Genomic DNA, 17,451 nt, shown 5'->3' on the forward strand with positions numbered 1-17,451 from the left:
GCCATCCAGCTCAGTACTGCTCGTCCTCGACGAACGCGTCGTCGTCGTCGTCGCCGTACGCCGCGAGGGCGGCGCTGGGGTCGAAGCCGGGCGCGCTGTCCTTGAGGGACAGGCCCATCTCGACCAGCTTGGCCTTGACCTCGTCGATCGACTTGGCGCCGAAGTTGCGGATGTCGAGCAGGTCCTGCTCCGAGCGGCTGATGAGCTCACCCACGGTGTGGATGCCCTCGCGCTTGAGGCAGTTGTAGGACCGGACGGTCAGCTGCAGGTCCTCGACCGGGAGGGCGAGGTCGGCGGCGAGCTGCTCGTCGACGGGCGACGGGCCGATGTCGATGCCCTCGGCCTCGACGTTGAGCTCACGGGCGAGGCCGAAGAGCTCGACGAGGGTCTTGCCGGCCGAGGCGATCGCGTCGCGGGGACGGATCGACGGCTTGGTCTCGACGTCGATGACGAGCTTGTCGAAGTCGGTGCGCTGCTCGACTCGGGTGGCCTCGACCTTGTAGGTCACCTTCAGCACGGGGCTGTAGATCGAGTCGACCGGCATGCGGCCGATCTCGTTGTCGGCACCCTTGTTCTGCACGGCCGAGACGTAGCCGCGGCCGCGCTCGACGACGAGCTCCATCTCGAGCTTGCCGGTGTCGGACAGGGTCGCGATCTTCAGGTCCGGGTTGTGCACCTCGACGCCGGCCGGCGGCGCGATGTCGGCGGCGGTGACGTCACCGGCACCGGACTTGCGCAGGTACATGGTGACCGGCTCGTCGTGCTCGGAGGAGACGACGAGGCCCTTGAGGTTGAGGATGATCTCCGTGACGTCCTCCTTGACGCCCTCGATGGTCGAGAACTCGTGGAGGACGCTGTCGATCTTGATGCTCGTGACCGAGGCACCGGGGATCGAGGAGAGGAGGGTACGGCGCAGCGAGTTGCCGAGGGTGTAGCCGAAGCCGGGCTCCAGCGGCTCGATCACGAACCGCGAGCGGAACTCGTCGACGGACTCTTCCGACAGGGTGGGGCGCTGTGCGATCAGCACTGGTGGTTTCCTTTCCGGGCCCACCCGCTATATGACGGGCCCGAACATCTGTTGGCGGAAGGCTGTGGTGCGGCCACGTCCGGGACCCACCTGGTGGCGGGTCCCGGACGGGTGGGTGCGAGGGGGGGAGCCCCCTGCGCGTTACTTCTTCGAGTAGAACTCGACGATCAGCTGCTCCTGGACCGGGATGTCGATCTGCGCCCGGACCGGCACCTGGTGGACGAGGATCCGCATCCGGTTCGGGAGCGCCTCGAGCCACGCGGGGACGACGCGCTCGCCGTGGGTCTCCCGGGCCACGATGAACGGGGTCATCTCGAGGGACTTCTCCCGGACGTCGATGACGTCGTGGGCGCTGACCTGGTACGACGGGATGTCGACCTTCTTGCCGTTGACCCGGAAGTGGCCGTGGACGACCAGCTGGCGGGCGTGGCGGCGGGTGCGGGCGAACCCGGCGCGGTACACCACGTTGTCGAGGCGGCACTCCAGCAGCTGGAGCAGGTTGTCGCCGGTCTTGCCGGAGCGACGCGAGGCCTCGGTGTAGTAGTTGTGGAACTGCTTCTCCATCACGCCGTACGTGAAGCGCGCCTTCTGCTTCTCGCGCAGCTGCAGGAGGTACTCGCTCTCCTTGATGCGGCCGCGGCCGTGCTGGCCGGGGGGGTAGGGACGACGCTCGAACGCGCCGTCACCGCCGACGAGGTCGACGCCGAGACGGCGCGACTTCCGGGTCATGGGGCCGGTGTAACGGGCCATTTCTCAAAGTCTCCTGTTCTCAGCGGGCGATCAGACGCGGCGGCGCTTGGGCGGGCGGCAGCCGTTGTGGGGAGCGGGCGTGACGTCCTGGATGGTGCCGACCTCGAGGCCGATCGCACCCAGGGACCGGATCGCCGTCTCGCGGCCCGAGCCCGGGCCCTTGACGAAGACGTCGATCTTCTTCATGCCGTGCTCCATCGCCCGACGACCGGCGGCCTCGGCGGCCATCTGCGCGGCGAACGGGGTGGACTTGCGCGAGCCCTTGAAGCCGACGGTGCCGGCCGAGGCCCACGAGATCACCGCGCCGGTGGGGTCGGTGATGGTGACGATGGTGTTGTTGAACGTGCTCTTGATGTGGGCCTCGCCCTGGGCGACGTTCTTCTTCTCCTTGCGGCGCACCTTCTTGGCGCCGGCCGCGGTGCGGCTCTTGGGAGGCATGCAGTATCTCCTGAGTTAGCTGGTCTGTGAGGTCGAGGGCAGTGCGACGCCGAGGCGTCGGATCACTTGGCCTTCTTCTTGCCGGCAACCGTGCGCTTGGGACCCTTGCGGGTGCGCGCGTTGGTCTTGGTGCGCTGACCGCGGACCGGGAGGCCCATGCGGTGGCGGCGACCCTGGTAGCTGCCGATCTCGATCTTGCGGCGGATGTCAGCCTGGACCTCGCGACGGAGGTCACCCTCGATCTTGAAGTTGGCTTCGATCTCGTCGCGGAGCTTGACCAGCTCCTCGTCCCCCAGCTCGTGGACGCGGGTGTTCGGGTTGACCCCGGTGGCCGCGAGCAGCTGCTGGGAGCGGGTACGGCCGATGCCGTAGATGTAGGTGAGTGCGATCTCGATGCGCTTGTCGCGCGGGAGGTCCACACCAACGAGGCGTGCCATGTGGCGTTCCTTTGCTGTTCCGCAGAGGTGTCGGTCGTGTCGCGCCCTGGTCGTGCTGACCAGGCTCCGGCCTCTGCACCGGAGGTGGTTGACCCGCCGGGACGGCGGGTGAGCGATCACGTTGTGGTGTTCAGTTGTGCCGGGCCCGGAGGCCGGCTGCAGCCAGGCTGGGCGGTGTGCTCAGCCCTGGCGCTGCTTGTGGCGAGGGTTCTCGCAGATGACCATGACGCGGCCGTGGCGACGGATCACCTGGCACTTGTCGCAGATCTTCTTGACGCTCGGGTTGACCTTCATGTGAGGCCCCTTCGTTCTCGGCTGGCTACTTGTAGCGGTAGACGATGCGACCCCGCGTGAGGTCGTACGGCGAGAGCTCCACCACCACGCGGTCCTCGGGGAGGATCCGGATGTAGTGCTGGCGCATCTTGCCGCTGATGTGGGCGAGAACCTTGTGGCCGTTGCTCAGCTCGACGCGGAACATGGCGTTGGGCAGGGCCTCCACGACGGTGCCCTCGATCTCGATCACGCCTTCTTTCTTCGGCATGTCCTCCACAATCTGTTGTCGGTCGGTCGTCCACCGTGTCGTTGCACCGCGGGCGGCGCGGGCCGCCTGCGGGTGGCCCGGGAACCTCCGGCCCGCTGTCGCCAGCGTGCCGGTGGACCTCGTGCGGCCGTCCGTGGTCCTCTTCCCGGCACGCGCGGACGAGCGCTCCGAGGAGCGGGACGTCCGCGAGCTCCGGGCAGCCGCGAGGCACCACGAAACAGACCCACGTTGGGCCGACGTTGCAGTCTAGGCGCACCGCGCCCCATAACACGAATCCGTGTGGGGTGGTGCGCACTCCCCCGGGCGTGCCGCCCGGGGACGTCTCAGTCGGCGAGGAGCTCGAGCGTGCGCTCGCGCGCCGGGCTGGCGCCGGGCTCGGTGCCGACGTACGCCGCAGCGACCGGGGCCACCATCACCTCGTCGACGCCGTACGTCGCCGCGAGCTCCGACAGCCGGCCCCGCGACTCCTCCGGTCCGCCGATCACCCATCGCTCGGCCATCGCGTCCATGAGCTGCTGGTGCGCGGGCGGCATCTCGGCCTGGACCTTCTCGGCCTCCTCGACGAGCCGGCCGCGGCCGAGCGGCTGGCCCGTGCGCAGCGCGAGCATCATCTGCAGCTGGGGCAGCGCGAGGCGGCGCGCCTCCTCGGCGTCGTCGGCCACGACGGCGTTGACGGTGAGGAAGGTCTGCGGCCGCTCCAGCTCCGGCGAGGGCCGGAAGGTGCTCCGGTAGAGCTCGAGCGCCTCGGCGGTCCCCTGCCCGGAGAAGTGGTGGGCGAAGACGTAGGGCATGCCCTTCTCCGCGGCCAGGCGCGCGGAGTAGTCGGAGGAGCCGAGCAGCCAGATCGTCGGCGCCGACGTGGCCGCCGGGGTCGCCCGCAGCTCGTGGGTCAGGCCCTGGACGGCGATGCCCACACCCGCGGCGTCCATCATCGCCAGCACGTTGTCGACGTACTCCGGGAAGCGGGTGACCGCCTCGTCGGTGACGCCGCCGGCGCCGTGGCGCAGCGCCCAGCTGGTCACCGGGTCCGTGCCGGGCGCCCGCCCGATGCCGAGGTCGATCCGGCCGGGAAAGGCCGCCTCGAGCAGCGCGAACTGCTCGGCGACGACGAGCGGCGCGTGGTTGGGCAGCATCACGCCGCCTGAGCCGACCCGGATCCGCTCGGTGGCGGCGGCGAGCATCCCGATGAGCACCGGCGGGTTGGTCGCGGCGACCGCGGCCATGTTGTGGTGCTCGGCCACCCAGTAGCGCCGGTAGCCCAGCCGGTCGGCGGTCCGGGCCAGGGCGGTCGAGGCGCGCAGGGCGTCGCCGGTCGTCTGGTCGCTGCGGACCGGGACGAGGTCGAGCACGGACAGGGCGGGGCGGTGGTCGGTCATCCCCCGGGGAACGCCGACCCCGCCCCGCCCTATTCCGGTCAGGCCTGGTTCACTCCGACGGCTTGGGCGCCGGCGGGTTGGAGGCGGTCATCTCCGCGCGCTCGTCACGGCGGGTCTTGGCGAGGCTGAGCCACGCCGTGAGCGCCAGGGTCACGATGATGACGCCGAGGCTCGCGAGCGTGGGCACCTCGAAGCCGATCACGTGGCCCTCGTGCAGGGCGTGGATGATCAGCTTCACGCCGATCCAGGCCAGGATGAACGCCAGGCCCAGCGAGAGGTAGACGAGCCGCTGGAGCAGGCCGCCGAGCAGGAAGTAGAGCTGGCGCAGGCCCATCAGCGCGAAGACGTTCGCGGTGAAGACGAGGTACGGCTCCTGGGTGATGCCGAAGATCGCGGGGATCGAGTCCAGCGCGAACATGATGTCGGTGGCGCCGAGCGCGAGGATGACGATCAGCATCGGGGAGACGACGCGGACGCCGTTCTCCTTCCACCACAACGTCAGGCCGCGGTAGTCCTCGCCGACGTTGAGGCGCCGCTGGGCGAAGGTCACCAGGCGGTTCTCCTCGGGGTGCTCCTCCTCGCCGCCCCGGTAGCTGCGCACCAGGCTGATCGCGGTGTAGATGAGGAACGCGCCGAAGATGTAGAAGACCCACGAGAAGTTCTCGACCAGCTGGTAGCCCACGGCGATGAAGATCGCCCGGAAGATCAGCGCGAGGATGATGCCCACCATGAGGGCTTCCTGCTGGTACTTCCGCGGGACCGCGAGCGCCGACATCAGCACGATGAAGACGAAGAGGTTGTCGACCGACAAGGAGTACTCCACCAACCAGCCGGTGTAGAACTCGATGCCGAAGTCGTGCCCGTGGAACAGCCACACCCAGGCGCCGAAGACGACGGCCGCGCCGACGTAGACGCTGAGGTAGACCGTGCACTCGCGCAACGAGGGCTCGTGCGGCCGGCGGGCGATGACGATGACGTCGAAGAGCAGCACCGCGACGGTGACGCCGATCGTGATGCCCCACTCGAGGGCGGAGACTTCCACAGGGTTCCTCCTGGTCAGGCGGATGACGAAGCGTCAGAGGTCTCTTCCGCCGCGGCTGCGACCCACGGTCCCGGACCGGTTCGGATCACCGGACGTGCTGACGAGACCGCGGCGAAGGAATACTCCCCCCTGCGGGGCACATCCTCGCACGGGCTCGACGCCCGTTACCCATCCGCGGGCCGCGCCACCCGGGGGTGCCGGCCGGTCGGGGGTCAGCGGCCGCCGAAGGGGACGCCGAGCGCGGTGAGCGCCGCCTCGCCGCCGTCGAGGGCGGTGAGCACCCACGCGCCGGCCTCGGTGAGGGTGAAGGTGTGCTCGAAGTGGGCGGCCCGGCTGCCGTCGTCGGTCACGACGGTCCAGTCGTCCGCCAGGGTCGAGACGTCCTTGCCACCCAGGGTCACCATCGGCTCGACCGCGAGCGCGAGCCCGCGGACCAGCTTGGGGCCGCGACCGGCGCGGCCGTAGTTCGGGACGTCCGGCGGCTGGTGCATGGCCGAGCCGATCCCGTGGCCGGTGTAGTCCTCGAGGATCCCGTAGTCACCCTGGGAGCGCACGTGCTGCTCGACCGCGTGGGAGATGTCGGTGACCCGCCCCCCGAGCCGGGCGGCCGCGATCCCGCGCCACATCGCCTCCTCGGTCACCCGCATCAGCTCGGTGACGTCGGCCGGCACCTCGCCCACCGCGACGGTGATCGCGGCGTCGCCGTGCCAGCCCTGCCCGGAGTCGTCGGGGATGATCGCGCCGCAGTCGATCGAGACCACGTCGCCGTCCGCGAGCACCCGGTCACCCGGGATGCCGTGGACGACCTCGTCGTTGACCGAGGCGCAGATCGAGCCCGGGAAGCCGTGGTAGCCCAGGAACGACGGGGTCGCGCCCGAGGAGCGGATGTTGTCCTCCGCGATCGCGTCGAGCTCGCGCGTGGTGATCCCCGCGCGCACGCTGGCGCGCAGCAGCTCGAGGGTCTCCCCCACCACCAGCCCGGCCCGACGCATCGAGGCGATCTGCTCGGGGGTCTTGATCTCGACGCCCCGGTCGCGCAGGCCCATCAGCCGGCCTCCGTCAGGACTCGGGTACGTCGTCGAGCGCGTCGAAGATCCGCTTGGTGACGTCGTCGACCTCGCCCATGCCGTCGACCTCGACGAGGATGCCGCGCCCGCGGTAGACCTCGATGAGCGGCTCGGTCTGCTCGACGTACACCTCCTGGCGACGCCTGATGACGTCCTCGGTGTCGTCGGCGCGACCCTCGACCTGGGCGCGCTGCAGCAGCCGCTGCACGATCTCGTCGGCGTCGACGGTCAGGCAGACCACCGCGTCGAGGGAGTGACCGGTGAACCCGATCATCCCGTCGAGCTCCTCGACCTGCGCGAGCGTGCGCGGGTAGCCGTCGAGCAGGAAGCCGGGCTTGGCGTCCTCCTCGTCGATCCGGTTGCGGACCATCCGGTTGGTGACCTCGTCGGGGACGTACTCCCCCGCGTCCATGTAGCGCTTGGCCTCGACGCCGAGCTCGGTGCCCTGCGAGACGTTCGCGCGGAAGATGTCGCCGGTCGAGATCGCCGGGATGCCGAAGTGCTCGGCGACGAACTTCGCCTGGGTGCCCTTGCCGGCACCCGGGGGGCCCATCAAGATCAGCCTCAACGGAGGAACCCTTCGTAGTTGCGCTGCTGCAGCTGGCTCTCGATCTGCTTCACCGTGTCCAGGGCGACGCCGACCATGATCAGGATCGACGTGCCGCCGAAGGGGAAGTTCTGGTTGGCGTTGATGAGCACCAGGGCGATCAGCGGGATCAACGCGATCAGACCGAGGTAGACCGCGCCGGGCAGCGTGATGCGGGACAGGACGTAGGACAGGTAGTCCTCGGTCGGCTTGCCCGCCCGGATCCCGGGGATGAAGCCGCCGTACTTCTTCATGTTGTCGGCCACCTCGGTCGGGTTGAAGGTGATCGACACGTAGAAGTAGGTGAAGAAGACGATGAGCAGGAAGAAGACCGCCATGTAGAGCGGGTTGTCCCCCGTCACGAAGTACTTGTTGATCCAGCGGATCACCGCGGAGTCGGCGTTCTGGTTGAACTGCACCGCCATCGCCGGCAGGTAGAGCAGCGACGAGGCGAAGATGACCGGGATGATGCCGGCCTGGTTCACCTTGAGCGGGATGTAGGTCGAGCTGCCGCCGAACATCTTGCGACCCACCATCCGGCGGGCGTACTGCACCGGGATCCGGCGCTGCGCCTGCTCGATGAAGATGACCGCGGCGACGATCACGAGACCGACGACGGTGACGATGCCGAAGATCCACCAGCCCTGCTGCTTCTGGACGTCCCACATCGAGGCCGGGAAGGTCGCGACGACCTGGGTGAAGATCAGGATCGACATGCCGTTGCCGACGCCGCGCTCGGTGATGAGCTCACCGAGCCACATGATGACCGCCGTGCCGGCCGTCATGGTGACGACCAGGACCAGGAAGGTGCCGGTGGCGTTGCTGTGCAGGAGCGGCTCGGTGCAGCCCTGGAGCAGGTTGCCCGAGCGGGCGAGCGCCACGATGCCGGTGGCCTGGAGGACCGCGAGGCCCAGCGTCAGGTACCGGGTGTACTGCGTGATCTTGGTCTGGCCCGCCTGGCCCTCCTTCTTCAGCGCCTCGAGCCGTGGGATGACCACGACGAGCAGCTGCAGGATGATGCTGGCGGTGATGTAGGGCATGATCCCCAGCGCGAAGATCGTCAGCTGGAGGAGCGCCCCGCCTGAGAACAGGTTGATCAGGTTGTAGACGCTGTTGTCCTCGACCTGGTCGATGCAGGACTGGACGTTGGCGACGTTCACCCCGGGAGCGGGGATCTGCGACCCGAGCCTGAAGATCGCCACGATCATCAGGACGAAGAGCAGCTTGCGCCGCAGGTCCGGAGTCCGGAATGCGTTCACGAACGCGCTGAGCACGAAGTTCCTCTTTTCCCTGCTGGAGCCGCCTCCCGGCGACCGGCGAGCCCCGGAAGCCTAACAGGCAGGTGACGCTGCCACGGTCCCGACCGGGGTGCACGGGACGTGGGGTGGAACGGGACCGAGCGGTCCGAGCCCGGGCACGACGACGTACGGCGTCCTGCCCGGTGATGCGCGGAAGGGGCGCGGCCCGCGTGCTGAGTACAGCAGTCGCGCCGCGCCCCTCCCGGGACAACGATCACAGGACGGTGGTCGTGCCGCCTGCAGCCTCGATCTTCTCCTTGGCGGAGGACGAGAACGCCTGGGCGCTCACGTCGACCTTCACCGAGATCTCGCCCTGGCCGAGCACCTTGACCGGCTGGCCCTTGCGGACGGCGCCGCGGGCGACGAGCTCCTCGACGGTGACCTGGCCACCGTCGGGGAAGAGCTCGCCGAGCCGGTCGAGGTTGACGACCTGGAACTCCACCTTGAACGGGTTCTTGAAGCCCTTGAGCTTCGGGAGCCGCATGTGGAGGGGCATCTGGCCGCCCTCGAACGCCGAGGGGACCTGGTAGCGGGCCTTGGTGCCCTTGGTACCGCGGCCCGCGGTCTTGCCCTTGGAGCCCTCACCGCGACCCACACGGGTCTTCGCGGTCTTGGCGCCCGGGGCGGGACGCAGGTGGTGCAGCTTGAGCGTCATGTCAGTCGACCTCCTCGACCGTCACCAGGTGACGGACGGTGTGGACCATGCCGCGGATCTCCGGGCGGTCCTCCTTGACGACCACGTCGCCAATCCGCTTGAGACCGAGCGTGCGCAGGGTCTCGCGCTGGTTGGCCTTGCAGCCGATCGTGGACTTCTTCTGCTGGACCTTCAGCTGCGCCATCAGGAGGACACCTCCTCGGAGACACCCGCCGGCACCTCGAGGCGAGCCTTGAGGAGCGCCGCCGGGGCGACGTCCTCGACCCGCAGGCCACGCCGCGCGGCGACGGCCTCGGGCTGCTCGAGCATCCGCAGGGCCTCGACCGTCGCGTGGACGATGTTGATCTGGTTCGACGAGCCGAGCGACTTGCTCAGGATGTCGTGGATGCCGGCGCACTCGAGGACCGCACGGACCGGGCCACCGGCGATGACGCCGGTACCGGGCGCGGCCGGACGCAGCATGACGACGCCAGCCGCCTTCTCGCCCTGGACCGGGTGGGGGATGGTGCCCTGGATGCGGGGGACGCGGAAGAAAGCCTTCTTCGCCTCCTCGACACCCTTGGCGATCGCCGCGGGCACCTCCTTGGCCTTGCCGTAGCCGACACCGACCAGGCCCTCGCCGTCACCGACGATGACCAGGGCGGTGAAGCTGAAGCGACGGCCACCCTTCACGACCTTGGCGACACGGTTGATCGCAACGACGCGCTCGATGTAGGCGGTCTTGTCAGCAGCCTGGCCACCGCGACGGTCGTCGCGGTTGCCTCGGCGCTCGCCACCGCGCTGACTGCGCTGGGCTCCGCTCATGAGACTGTTCCTCTTCTCTCTCTTGCAGCTCTTGCGATCAGAAGGTCAGGCCGCCCTCGCGGGCGCCGTCGGCCAGGGCCGCGACGCGACCGTGGTACTTGTTGCCGGCGCGGTCGAAGACCACGCCGTCGATACCGGCCGCCTTGGCCCGCTCGGCGACGAGCTCGCCGACGCGCTTGGCCTTGGCGGTCTTGTCACCCTCGAAGCCCCGCAGGTCCGACTCCATGGTGGAGGCGTACGCGAGGGTCTGGCCGACGTTGTCGTCCACGACCTGCACGGTGATGTGCTTGGCGGAACGGGTGACGACCAGACGCGGGCGCTCGGCGGAGCCGGCGACCTTCTTGCGGCCACGGGCCTGACGACGCAGGCGCGACTTGACCCGAGCAGCGGTGTGCTTGTTGTTCTTGAGCGAGATGGCCATGGTCACTTACCAGCCTTTCCGACCTTGCGGCGGATCTGCTCGCCGGCGTAACGGACGCCCTTGCCCTTGTACGGCTCGGGCTTGCGCAGCTTGCGGATCTTCGCGGCGGTCTCGCCGACGAGCTGCTTGTCGATCCCCTGGACGCCGAGCCGGGTCGGGTTCTCGACGGTGAACGTGATGCCCTCGGGGGCGTCGAACACGATCGAGTGGGAGTACCCGAGCTGGAACTCCAGCTGGGTCGGGCCCTTGGACAGGACGCGGTAGCCGACGCCCACGATCTCGAGCTTCTTCTCGTAGCCCTCGGTGACCCCGACGACCATGTTGTTGACCAGCGTGCGGGTCAGGCCGTGCAGGGACTTGCTGATGCGCTCGTCGTCCGGGCGCTTGACGTCGAGGACGCCCTCGCCCTGCTCGACGGTGATCGGGGCGGCCACGGTGTGGGACAGGGTGCCCTTGGGGCCCTTGACCGTCACCAGCGGGCCGTCGATCGCCACGTCGACGCCGGACGGGACCGCGACGGGGAGCTTGCCAATACGCGACATGCTTCTAGTACTCCTTCGCAGTTCTCGTCGTCACCAGACGTAGGCGAGGACTTCCCCACCCACGCCCTTCTGGTTGGCCTGGCGGTCGGTCAGCAGGCCCTGGCTGGTCGAGATGATCGCGACACCCAGGCCGCCGAGCACCTTCGGGAGACCCGTGTGCTTGGCGTAGACCCGGAGACCGGGCTTGCTGATGCGGCGGACGCCCGCGATGGAGCGCTCGCGGTTGCGGCCGTACTTCAGGGTGATGGTCAGCGTCTTGCCGACCTCGCCCTCGGCCGGCTCCTTCACCTCGAAGGAGGTGATGTAACCCTCCTGCTTGAGGATCTCCGCGACGCCCTGCTTGAGCTTGCTGTACGGCATGGACACCGCGTCGTGGTACGCCTGGTTGGCGTTGCGCAGACGAGTGAGCATGTCTGCGATCGGGTCAGTCATCGTCATGGCCGTGAGGCCCTTTCTCCACCGTGGTTTCGCGCCTGCATCTCAGGCGCGACCTGCAGCGATCGTTGTAGAGGGTTGATTACCAGGAGGACTTGGTCACGCCGGGCAGCTCGCCACGGTGCGCCATCTCGCGCAGGCAGATCCGGCACAGGCCGAACTTGCGGTAGACGGCCTTCGGGCGGCCGCAGCGCTGGCAGCGGGTGTAGCCGCGCACCGCGAACTTCGGCTTGCGGGCGGCCTTGACCTTGAGAGCGGTCTTCGCCATGTCAGTTCTCCTTGAACGGGAAGCCGAGCTGCTTGAGCAGGGCCCGACCCTGGTCGTCGTTGGTGGCCGTGGTCACGATCGTGATGTCCATGCCACGCGACCGGTCGATCCGGTCCTGGTCGATCTCGTGGAACATGACCTGCTCGGTGAGACCGAAGGTGTAGTTGCCACGACCGTCGAACTGCTGGGGCGACAGACCGCGGAAGTCGCGGATGCGCGGCAGCGCGATCGACAGCAGGCGGTCGAGGAACTCCCACATCCGGTCGCCGCGCAGCGTGGTGTGCGCACCGATCGGCATGCCCTCGCGCAGCTTGAACTGCGCGATCGACTTGCGGGCCTTGGTGACCAGGGGCTTCTGACCGGTGATCGCGGTCAGGTCGCGGACGGCGCCCTCGATCAGCTTGGAGTCGCGAGCAGCCTCGCCGACGCCCATGTTGACCACGATCTTCACCAGACCGGGGACCTGCATGACGTTGCCGATCTCGAACTCGCTCTGCAGCGCCGGGAGGATCTCCTCGCGGTACCGCGTCTTCAGCCGCGGGGTGGCCGCGGCGGAGGTCTGGGTCTCGGTCATCAGATTTCCTTGCCGGTCTTGCGCGAGATGCGGACGCTGCGCTCAGCCTCGTACGTCGAGCCGTCCGGGCGGCGCTTGGTGACCTGGTCGCGGCGGAAGCCGACGCGGGTCACGCCGTCGCCCTCGACGAGCATCACGTTGGAGACGTGGATGGGGGCCTCGGCGGTGATGATCCCGCCGGTGGTGCTGGTGCCACCCTGGTTCACGGCCTTGGTGTGCCGCTTGATCCGGTTGACGCCCTCGACGATCACCCGGTCCTCCTCGCGGAGCACCTGGATGACCTTGCCCTCGGCACCCTTGTCCTTGCCGGCGATCACCTTGACGGTGTCGCCCTTCTTGATGTTCATCGCCTTCGAATTCCTACGCTGTGCCATGGCTCAGAGCACCTCCGGCGCGAGCGAGATGATCTTCATGAACTTCTTCTCGCGCAGCTCACGGCCCACGGGGCCGAAGATGCGGGTGCCTCGCGGCTCGCCGTCGTTCTTGAGGATCACCGCGGCGTTCTCGTCGAAGCGGATGTACGAGCCGTCGGCGCGGCGGCGCTCCTTGACGGTGCGCACGACGACGGCCTTGACGACGTCACCCTTCTTGACGTTGCCACCGGGGATCGCGTCCTTCACGGTGGCGACGATGACGTCGCCGATACCGGCGTAGCGCCGACCCGAGCCGCCGAGAACACGGATGCAGAGGATCTCCTTCGCACCGGTGTTGTCGGCGACCTTGAGTCGCGACTCCTGCTGGATCATCAGTTTCTCCTGGTTGTCGTGCCGGTTCTCGGCGACTCACGGTCGCCGAGCCTGGCCGAACTTGTCGTGGACCTCCCGCCGGTGGGCGGGGAGGGTGCTACTTGGCCTTCTCGAGGATCTGGACGACGCGCCAGCGCTTGGTCGCCGACAGCGGGCGGGTCTCCATGAGGAGGACGCGGTCACCGATGCCGCACTCGTTGGCCTCGTCGTGCGCCTTGAGCTTGCTCGTGCGGCGCATGACCTTGCCGTACAGCGCGTGCTTGACACGGTCCTCGACGGACACGACGACCGTCTTGTCCATCTTGTCGCTGACGACCAGGCCCTCGCGGACCTTGCGGGAGCTGCGCTCCACGGTCGGGGTCTGCTCGCTCATGCGGCACCATCCTCGTTGTCGGTCCCGGGCGCCGTGCGGATGCCGAGCTCGCGCTCGCGCACCACGGTGTAGATCCGGGCGATGTCCTTCTTGACCGTGCGGAGCCGGCCGTGGCTCTCCAGCTGGCCGGTGGCCGCCTGGAACCGGAGGTTGAACAGCTCCTCCTTGGCCTCGCGCAGCTTCGCCTCGAGGTCGACGTCGTTGAGCTCGTCGAGCTCGTGGGCCTTGGTGCTGTTGGCCATCAGAATTCACCCGCCTCTCGCGAGATGAACCGGCACTTCATCGGGAGCTTGTGCATCGCGCGGCGCATGGCCTCGCGGGCGACGTCCTCGGAGACACCGGAGAGTTCGAACATGACGCGGCCGGGCTTGACGTTCGCCACCCACCACTCGGGGGAGCCCTTGCCGGAACCCATGCGGGTCTCGGCCGGCTTCTTGGTCAGCGGACGGTCCGGGTAGATGTTGATCCACACCTTGCCGCCACGCTTGATGTGACGGGTCATCGCGATACGCGCCGACTCGATCTGGCGGTTGGTCACGTAGTGACCCTCGACCGCCTGGATGCCGAAGTCGCCGAAGGCGAGCTTCGTGCCACCCTTCGCGACACCGGTCCGCTTGGGGTGGTGCTGCTTGCGGTGCTTGACACGACGGGGCATCAGCATGAGGTCAGCCCTCCTGGGTCTCGGCCGGGGTCGTGGCCTGGGCGGTGTCGCCGCCGGCCGGCGCCTCGGTCACGGCCGGGGCGTCGCCGCCACGGTCGGCACGGGTAGGACGGTCACCGCGCGAGCCACGGCTCGGGCGCTCGCCGCCACGGGACGGACGGCCGCCGCGGCCGGGGACACCGGCGCGGGCAGCGGCCTGGGCCTGGCGCTCGGCACGGCTGCCGGAGACCTCGCCCTTGTAGATCCAGACCTTGACGCCGATGCGGCCGAAGGTCGTGCGGGCCTCGTAGAAGCCGTAGTCGATGTCCGCGCGCAGGGTGTGCAGCGGGACGCGACCCTCGCGGTAGAACTCGGTCCGCGACATCTCGGCGCCGTTGAGGCGGCCCGAGCACTGGATCCGGATGCCCTTGGCACCCGAGCGCATGGTCGTCTGCATCGCCTTGCGCATCGCGCGGCGGAACTGCACACGGCCCGAGAGCTGCTCGGCGACGCCCTGGGCGACCAGCTGCGCGTCGACCTCGGGGCTCTTGACCTCGAGGATGTTCAGCTGCACCTGCTTGCCGGTGAGCTTCTCCAGCTCGCCGCGGATGCGGTCGGCCTCGGCGCCACGGCGACCGATGACGATGCCCGGACGCGCGGTGTGGATGTCGACGCGGACCCGGTCACGGGTGCGCTCGATCTCGACCTTGGAGATGCCGGCCCGCTCCATGCCCTTGGAGAGCAGCTTGCGGATCGCGACGTCCTCGCCGACGTAGGACTTGTACAGCTTGTCGGCGTACCAGCGCGACTTGTGGTCGGTGGAGATGCCGAGGCGGAAGCCGTTCGGGTTGATCTTCTGGCCCATCAGGCACTCTTTCCGTTCTTCCGGGCGGTCTTCTTCGCCGCGACCACGGCAGCCGGCTGGACGACCAGCGTGATGTGGCTCGTGCGCTTGTTGATGCGCGTCGCACGACCCTGGGCGCGGGGGCGCCACCGCTTCATCGTCGGACCCTCGTCGACCTGCGCGACCGAGACGACCAGGTCGGCCCGCTCGAGGCCCTCGGTGGTCTCGGCGTTCGCGACGGCGCTCTCGAGGACCTTGTAGACGGTCTCGGAGGCGGCCTGGGGCGCGAACTGGAGCAGGGCGAGCGCCTCATCGACGCCCATGCCGCGGACCATGTCCACGACACGACGCGCCTTCATCGGCGTGATCCGCGTGAAGCGGGCGCTGGCGAACGCGCCCGGCTGGTCGCCGAGGAGCGACTCGCGGCGCGCGCTCGTGCGCTGACGTTCGGTGACACTCATCGACGGCGTCCCTTCCGGTCTTCCTTGACGTGCCCGCGGTACGTGCGGGTCGGGGCGAACTCGCCGAGCTTGTGGCCGACCATCGAGTCGGTCACGAAGACCGGCACGTGCTTGCGGCCGTCGTGGACGGCGATCGTGTGGCCGATCATCGCCGGGACGATCATCGAGCGGCGCGACCAGGTCTTGATGACGTTGTGGGTGCCCTTGTCGTTCTCGGCGTCCACCTTCTTCATCAGGTGGTCGTCGACGAAGGGGCCCTTCTTCAGGCTGCGAGGCATGTCAGTTACTTCCTACCCTTGCCGGACTTGCGGCGACGAATGATCTGGGAGTCGGACGCCTTGCGCTTGCGCGTGCGGCCCTCCGGCTTGCCCCAGGGGGACACCGGGTGACGACCACCCGAGGTCTTGCCCTCGCCACCACCGTGCGGGTGGTCGACCGGGTTCATGACGACACCGCGGACGGTCGGGCGCTTGCCCTTCCAGCGCATGCGGCCGGCCTTGCCCCAGTTGATGTTCGACTGCTCGGCGTTGCCGACCTCGCCGACCGTGGCGCGGCAGCGCACGTCGACGAAGCGCATCTCGCCCGACGGCATGCGCAGCGTGGCGCGGCTGCCCTCACGGGCGACCAGCTGGGCGCTGTTGCCGGCGGAGCGGGCGATCTTGGCACCGCCGCCGGGCCGGAGCTCGACGCAGTGGATCGTCGAGCCGACCGGGATGTTGCGCAGCGGCAGGTTGTTGCCGGGCTTGATGTCGGCGTTCGGGCCGGACTCGACCGCGGTGCCCTGCGTCAGGCCCTTCGGCGCGATGATGTAGCGCTTCTCGCCGTCGGCGTAGTGGAGCAGCGCGATGCGCGCGGTGCGGTTGGGGTCGTACTCGATGTGAGCGACCTTGGCCGGGACGCCGTCCTTGTCGTAGCGACGGAAGTCGATGACGCGGTAGGCACGCTTGTGACCGCCGCCCTGGTGCCGGGTGGTGATCCGGCCCTGGTTGTTGCGGCCGCCCTTCTTGGGCAGCGGGCGCGTCAGCGACTTCTCCGGCGTCGTCCGGGTGATCTCGACGAAGTCGGCGACCGACGAGCCACGACGGCCCGGGGTGGTCGGCTTGTACTTGCGGATAGCCATTTAGCTCAGTCCTCTAGTCCTGGGTGCCCGGTCAGGAGACCGGACCTCCGAAGATGTCGATGCGGTGGCCCTCGGCGAGGCTGACGATCGCGCGCTTGGTGTCCTTGCGCTTGCCGGTGCCCGTGCGGGTGCGGCGCGTCTTGCCGGGGCGGTTGATCGTGTTCACGGAGGTGACCTTGACGCCGAAGACCTTCTCGACCGCGATCTTGATCTCGGTCTTGTTGGCGTCGGGGCGCACCAGGAACGTGTACTTGTTCGCGTCGAGGAGCCCGTAGCTCTTCTCCGAGACGACCGGCGCGAGCAGGATGTCGCGGTGGTCCTTGTGCAGGGTGCTCACTGGGAGACCTCCTCGTTCTGCGCGTCGGCGGCCGGGGCCTCGACGATGGTGGCCTTGCGCTCGGAGGCGCGGGCGGCACCGGTGACGAACGCGTCGTACGCGCCCTGGGTGAAGACCACGTCGTCGGCGGCCAGCACGTCGTAGGTGTTGAGCTGGTCGACGGCGACGATGTGCACCTCGGGGACGTTGCGCAGCGACAGCCAGGTGAGGGTGTCGGCGCGCTCGAGGACCACGAGGAAGCGGCGGCGCGTGCTCAGGCCGGTCAGCGCGGCGAGGGCGGCCTTGGTGGAGGGCTTGGCGCCCTCGACGATGCCCTCGACGACGTGGATGCGGTCGTTGCGTGCCCGGTCGGAGAGGGCACCGCGCAGGGCGGCGGCCTTCATCTTCTTGGGGGTGCGCTGGTCGTAGCTGCGCGGCTGCGGGCCGTGGACGGTGCCACCGCCGGCGAACTGCGGAGCGCGGGTCGAGCCCTGACGGGCGCGGCCGGTGCCCTTCTGCTTGTAGGGCTTGCGGCCACCACCGCGGACCTCGCCGCGGGTCTTGGTGGCGTGCGTGCCCTGGCGGGCAGCGGCCTGCTGGGCGACGACGACCTGGTGGATCAGCGGGACGTTGACGGCAACGTCGAAGATCTCGGCAGGAAGGTCGACCTTGACGGTCTTGGCGGCCATG

Annotated in this window: 30 protein-coding genes; all 30 read right to left on the minus strand. The window is 68.8% G+C overall.

The window, feature by feature from the left end; all coding sequences use genetic code 11:
* Positions 1-10: 10 nt before the first annotated feature.
* Positions 11-1,027 (minus strand): DNA-directed RNA polymerase subunit alpha, encoded by a 1,017-nt coding sequence (locus QWY28_RS12610; RefSeq protein WP_300952914.1) that lies wholly within the window; start codon positions 1,025-1,027, stop codon positions 11-13.
* A 141-nt stretch (positions 1,028-1,168) separates the two neighbouring features.
* Positions 1,169-1,777, minus strand: coding sequence for a 30S ribosomal protein S4 (rpsD, locus tag QWY28_RS12615; protein ID WP_300952915.1), 609 nt, complete (start codon positions 1,775-1,777; stop codon positions 1,169-1,171).
* 30 nt (positions 1,778-1,807) lie between these two features.
* Positions 1,808-2,215, minus strand: a complete 408-nt coding sequence (gene rpsK, locus QWY28_RS12620; RefSeq protein ID WP_166195653.1) for a 30S ribosomal protein S11 — start codon at positions 2,213-2,215, stop codon at positions 1,808-1,810.
* Positions 2,216-2,277: 62 nt separating this feature from the next.
* Positions 2,278-2,652 carry a 30S ribosomal protein S13 gene (gene rpsM, locus QWY28_RS12625; protein ID WP_300952916.1) on the minus strand — a complete coding sequence of 125 codons (375 nt, stop codon included), beginning with the start codon at positions 2,650-2,652 and terminating at the stop codon, positions 2,278-2,280.
* Positions 2,653-2,832: 180 nt separating this feature from the next.
* Complete coding sequence (gene rpmJ, locus QWY28_RS12630) at positions 2,833-2,946, minus strand: 50S ribosomal protein L36 (protein ID WP_056862094.1); 114 nt, start codon at positions 2,944-2,946, stop codon at positions 2,833-2,835.
* Between the two features lie 25 nt (positions 2,947-2,971).
* Positions 2,972-3,193, minus strand: coding sequence for a translation initiation factor IF-1 (gene infA / locus QWY28_RS12635; protein ID WP_011757309.1), 222 nt, complete (start codon positions 3,191-3,193; stop codon positions 2,972-2,974).
* A 323-nt stretch (positions 3,194-3,516) separates the two neighbouring features.
* Positions 3,517-4,569 carry an LLM class flavin-dependent oxidoreductase gene (locus QWY28_RS12640; protein ID WP_300952917.1) on the minus strand — a complete coding sequence of 351 codons (1,053 nt, stop codon included), beginning with the start codon at positions 4,567-4,569 and terminating at the stop codon, positions 3,517-3,519.
* Between the two features lie 49 nt (positions 4,570-4,618).
* On the minus strand, positions 4,619-5,611 hold the full coding sequence (locus tag QWY28_RS12645) for a TerC family protein (protein WP_300952918.1): 993 nt from the start codon (positions 5,609-5,611) through the stop codon (positions 4,619-4,621).
* Positions 5,612-5,823: 212 nt separating this feature from the next.
* On the minus strand, positions 5,824-6,657 hold the full coding sequence (gene map / locus QWY28_RS12650; protein ID WP_300952919.1) for a type I methionyl aminopeptidase: 834 nt from the start codon (positions 6,655-6,657) through the stop codon (positions 5,824-5,826).
* A gap of 13 nt (positions 6,658-6,670) precedes the next feature.
* A complete protein-coding gene (locus QWY28_RS12655; protein ID WP_300952920.1) occupies positions 6,671-7,246 on the minus strand; it encodes an adenylate kinase in 576 nt (191 codons plus the stop codon).
* A complete protein-coding gene (secY, locus tag QWY28_RS12660) occupies positions 7,243-8,538 on the minus strand; it encodes a preprotein translocase subunit SecY (protein WP_300952921.1) in 1,296 nt (431 codons plus the stop codon). The genes QWY28_RS12655 and secY overlap by 4 nt, the downstream gene beginning before the upstream one ends.
* 238 nt (positions 8,539-8,776) lie before the next feature.
* A complete protein-coding gene (gene rplO, locus QWY28_RS12665; protein WP_300952922.1) occupies positions 8,777-9,217 on the minus strand; it encodes a 50S ribosomal protein L15 in 441 nt (146 codons plus the stop codon).
* A 1-nt stretch (position 9,218) separates the two neighbouring features.
* Positions 9,219-9,401, minus strand: a complete 183-nt coding sequence (gene rpmD, locus QWY28_RS12670) for a 50S ribosomal protein L30 (RefSeq protein WP_165228353.1) — start codon at positions 9,399-9,401, stop codon at positions 9,219-9,221.
* On the minus strand, positions 9,401-10,021 hold the full coding sequence (rpsE, locus tag QWY28_RS12675) for a 30S ribosomal protein S5 (RefSeq protein WP_300952923.1): 621 nt from the start codon (positions 10,019-10,021) through the stop codon (positions 9,401-9,403). The genes rpmD and rpsE overlap by 1 nt, the downstream gene beginning before the upstream one ends.
* Positions 10,022-10,058: 37 nt before the next feature.
* Complete coding sequence (gene rplR, locus QWY28_RS12680) at positions 10,059-10,442, minus strand: 50S ribosomal protein L18 (RefSeq protein WP_300952985.1); 384 nt, start codon at positions 10,440-10,442, stop codon at positions 10,059-10,061.
* A 2-nt stretch (positions 10,443-10,444) separates the two neighbouring features.
* Complete coding sequence (gene rplF / locus QWY28_RS12685) at positions 10,445-10,984, minus strand: 50S ribosomal protein L6 (RefSeq protein ID WP_300952924.1); 540 nt, start codon at positions 10,982-10,984, stop codon at positions 10,445-10,447.
* A gap of 30 nt (positions 10,985-11,014) precedes the next feature.
* Positions 11,015-11,422 carry a 30S ribosomal protein S8 gene (gene rpsH, locus QWY28_RS12690; protein ID WP_179662553.1) on the minus strand — a complete coding sequence of 136 codons (408 nt, stop codon included), beginning with the start codon at positions 11,420-11,422 and terminating at the stop codon, positions 11,015-11,017.
* 79 nt (positions 11,423-11,501) lie between these two features.
* A complete protein-coding gene (locus QWY28_RS12695) occupies positions 11,502-11,687 on the minus strand; it encodes a type Z 30S ribosomal protein S14 (protein WP_011757321.1) in 186 nt (61 codons plus the stop codon).
* Position 11,688: 1 nt separating this feature from the next.
* On the minus strand, positions 11,689-12,261 hold the full coding sequence (rplE, locus tag QWY28_RS12700; protein ID WP_300952925.1) for a 50S ribosomal protein L5: 573 nt from the start codon (positions 12,259-12,261) through the stop codon (positions 11,689-11,691).
* A complete protein-coding gene (gene rplX / locus QWY28_RS12705; RefSeq protein WP_439117251.1) occupies positions 12,261-12,608 on the minus strand; it encodes a 50S ribosomal protein L24 in 348 nt (115 codons plus the stop codon). The genes rplE and rplX overlap by 1 nt, the downstream gene beginning before the upstream one ends.
* Positions 12,609-12,638: 30 nt before the next feature.
* Entirely contained in the window at positions 12,639-13,007 is a 369-nt protein-coding gene (gene rplN, locus QWY28_RS12710) for a 50S ribosomal protein L14 (RefSeq protein WP_116570784.1), read from the minus strand.
* 97 nt (positions 13,008-13,104) lie between these two features.
* On the minus strand, positions 13,105-13,380 hold the full coding sequence (gene rpsQ, locus QWY28_RS12715) for a 30S ribosomal protein S17 (protein WP_186346415.1): 276 nt from the start codon (positions 13,378-13,380) through the stop codon (positions 13,105-13,107).
* Positions 13,377-13,622 carry a 50S ribosomal protein L29 gene (rpmC, locus tag QWY28_RS12720; RefSeq protein WP_154615509.1) on the minus strand — a complete coding sequence of 82 codons (246 nt, stop codon included), beginning with the start codon at positions 13,620-13,622 and terminating at the stop codon, positions 13,377-13,379. The genes rpsQ and rpmC overlap by 4 nt, the downstream gene beginning before the upstream one ends.
* The gene (gene rplP / locus QWY28_RS12725) at positions 13,622-14,041 is read right to left on the minus strand and encodes a 50S ribosomal protein L16 (RefSeq protein ID WP_137065147.1); all 420 of its coding nucleotides are present in this window, start codon (positions 14,039-14,041) and stop codon (positions 13,622-13,624) included. The genes rpmC and rplP overlap by 1 nt, the downstream gene beginning before the upstream one ends.
* Before the next feature lie 4 nt (positions 14,042-14,045).
* Positions 14,046-14,885, minus strand: coding sequence for a 30S ribosomal protein S3 (gene rpsC / locus QWY28_RS12730; RefSeq protein ID WP_300952927.1), 840 nt, complete (start codon positions 14,883-14,885; stop codon positions 14,046-14,048).
* Positions 14,885-15,325, minus strand: coding sequence for a 50S ribosomal protein L22 (gene rplV / locus QWY28_RS12735; RefSeq protein ID WP_300952928.1), 441 nt, complete (start codon positions 15,323-15,325; stop codon positions 14,885-14,887). Before rplV ends, rpsC begins: the two co-directional genes overlap by 1 nt.
* Positions 15,322-15,603: a 30S ribosomal protein S19 gene (rpsS, locus tag QWY28_RS12740; RefSeq protein WP_154615500.1), complete on the minus strand. Its 282-nt coding sequence runs from the start codon at positions 15,601-15,603 to the stop codon at positions 15,322-15,324. Before rpsS ends, rplV begins: the two co-directional genes overlap by 4 nt.
* Before the next feature lie 5 nt (positions 15,604-15,608).
* Positions 15,609-16,445: a 50S ribosomal protein L2 gene (rplB, locus tag QWY28_RS12745; RefSeq protein WP_300952929.1), complete on the minus strand. Its 837-nt coding sequence runs from the start codon at positions 16,443-16,445 to the stop codon at positions 15,609-15,611.
* Positions 16,446-16,476: 31 nt separating this feature from the next.
* Positions 16,477-16,782, minus strand: coding sequence for a 50S ribosomal protein L23 (gene rplW / locus QWY28_RS12750; RefSeq protein WP_171896989.1), 306 nt, complete (start codon positions 16,780-16,782; stop codon positions 16,477-16,479).
* On the minus strand, positions 16,779-17,450 hold the full coding sequence (gene rplD, locus QWY28_RS12755) for a 50S ribosomal protein L4 (protein WP_300952930.1): 672 nt from the start codon (positions 17,448-17,450) through the stop codon (positions 16,779-16,781). Before rplD ends, rplW begins: the two co-directional genes overlap by 4 nt.
* Between the last annotated feature and the right edge of the window lies 1 nt (position 17,451).

The sequence above is a fragment of the Nocardioides oceani genome (assembly GCF_030412965.1).
Taxonomy (GTDB): Bacteria; Actinomycetota; Actinomycetes; order Propionibacteriales; family Nocardioidaceae; genus Nocardioides; species Nocardioides oceani.

Excerpts from the sequence above, each read along its gene's own strand:
- rpmJ (WP_056862094.1), bottom strand. The coding sequence starts at position 2,946 with ATGAAGGTCAACCCGAGCGTCAAGAAGATCTGCGACAAGTGCCAGGTG.
- rpsD (WP_300952915.1), bottom strand. The coding sequence starts at position 1,777 with ATGGCCCGTTACACCGGCCCCATGACCCGGAAGTCGCGCCGTCTCGGC.
- rpsE (WP_300952923.1), bottom strand. The coding sequence starts at position 10,021 with ATGAGCGGAGCCCAGCGCAGTCAGCGCGGTGGCGAGCGCCGAGGCAAC.
- rpsH (WP_179662553.1), bottom strand. The coding sequence starts at position 11,422 with ATGACGATGACTGACCCGATCGCAGACATGCTCACTCGTCTGCGCAAC.
- infA (WP_011757309.1), bottom strand. The coding sequence starts at position 3,193 with ATGCCGAAGAAAGAAGGCGTGATCGAGATCGAGGGCACCGTCGTGGAG.
- rpmD (WP_165228353.1), bottom strand. The coding sequence starts at position 9,401 with ATGGCGCAGCTGAAGGTCCAGCAGAAGAAGTCCACGATCGGCTGCAAG.
- rplV (WP_300952928.1), bottom strand. The coding sequence starts at position 15,325 with ATGAGTGTCACCGAACGTCAGCGCACGAGCGCGCGCCGCGAGTCGCTC.
- rpsC (WP_300952927.1), bottom strand. The coding sequence starts at position 14,885 with ATGGGCCAGAAGATCAACCCGAACGGCTTCCGCCTCGGCATCTCCACC.
- rpsK (WP_166195653.1), bottom strand. The coding sequence starts at position 2,215 with ATGCCTCCCAAGAGCCGCACCGCGGCCGGCGCCAAGAAGGTGCGCCGC.
- map (WP_300952919.1), bottom strand. The coding sequence starts at position 6,657 with ATGGGCCTGCGCGACCGGGGCGTCGAGATCAAGACCCCCGAGCAGATC.
- QWY28_RS12695 (WP_011757321.1), bottom strand. The coding sequence starts at position 11,687 with ATGGCGAAGACCGCTCTCAAGGTCAAGGCCGCCCGCAAGCCGAAGTTC.
- rplF (WP_300952924.1), bottom strand. The coding sequence starts at position 10,984 with ATGTCGCGTATTGGCAAGCTCCCCGTCGCGGTCCCGTCCGGCGTCGAC.
- rplO (WP_300952922.1), bottom strand. The coding sequence starts at position 9,217 with ATGACGCTCAAGCTGCACCACCTGCGTCCCGCCCCGGGCGCCAAGACC.
- rplP (WP_137065147.1), bottom strand. The coding sequence starts at position 14,041 with ATGCTGATGCCCCGTCGTGTCAAGCACCGCAAGCAGCACCACCCCAAG.
- rplB (WP_300952929.1), bottom strand. The coding sequence starts at position 16,445 with ATGGCTATCCGCAAGTACAAGCCGACCACCCCGGGCCGTCGTGGCTCG.
- rplX (WP_439117251.1), bottom strand. The coding sequence starts at position 12,608 with ATGAACATCAAGAAGGGCGACACCGTCAAGGTGATCGCCGGCAAGGAC.
- rpsM (WP_300952916.1), bottom strand. The coding sequence starts at position 2,652 with ATGGCACGCCTCGTTGGTGTGGACCTCCCGCGCGACAAGCGCATCGAG.
- QWY28_RS12640 (WP_300952917.1), bottom strand. The coding sequence starts at position 4,569 with ATGACCGACCACCGCCCCGCCCTGTCCGTGCTCGACCTCGTCCCGGTC.
- rplN (WP_116570784.1), bottom strand. The coding sequence starts at position 13,007 with ATGATCCAGCAGGAGTCGCGACTCAAGGTCGCCGACAACACCGGTGCG.
- rplR (WP_300952985.1), bottom strand. The coding sequence starts at position 10,442 with ATGGCCATCTCGCTCAAGAACAACAAGCACACCGCTGCTCGGGTCAAG.
- rplD (WP_300952930.1), bottom strand. The coding sequence starts at position 17,450 with ATGGCCGCCAAGACCGTCAAGGTCGACCTTCCTGCCGAGATCTTCGAC.
- rpsQ (WP_186346415.1), bottom strand. The coding sequence starts at position 13,380 with ATGAGCGAGCAGACCCCGACCGTGGAGCGCAGCTCCCGCAAGGTCCGC.
- rpmC (WP_154615509.1), bottom strand. The coding sequence starts at position 13,622 with ATGGCCAACAGCACCAAGGCCCACGAGCTCGACGAGCTCAACGACGTC.
- rpsS (WP_154615500.1), bottom strand. The coding sequence starts at position 15,603 with ATGCCTCGCAGCCTGAAGAAGGGCCCCTTCGTCGACGACCACCTGATG.
- rplE (WP_300952925.1), bottom strand. The coding sequence starts at position 12,261 with ATGACCGAGACCCAGACCTCCGCCGCGGCCACCCCGCGGCTGAAGACG.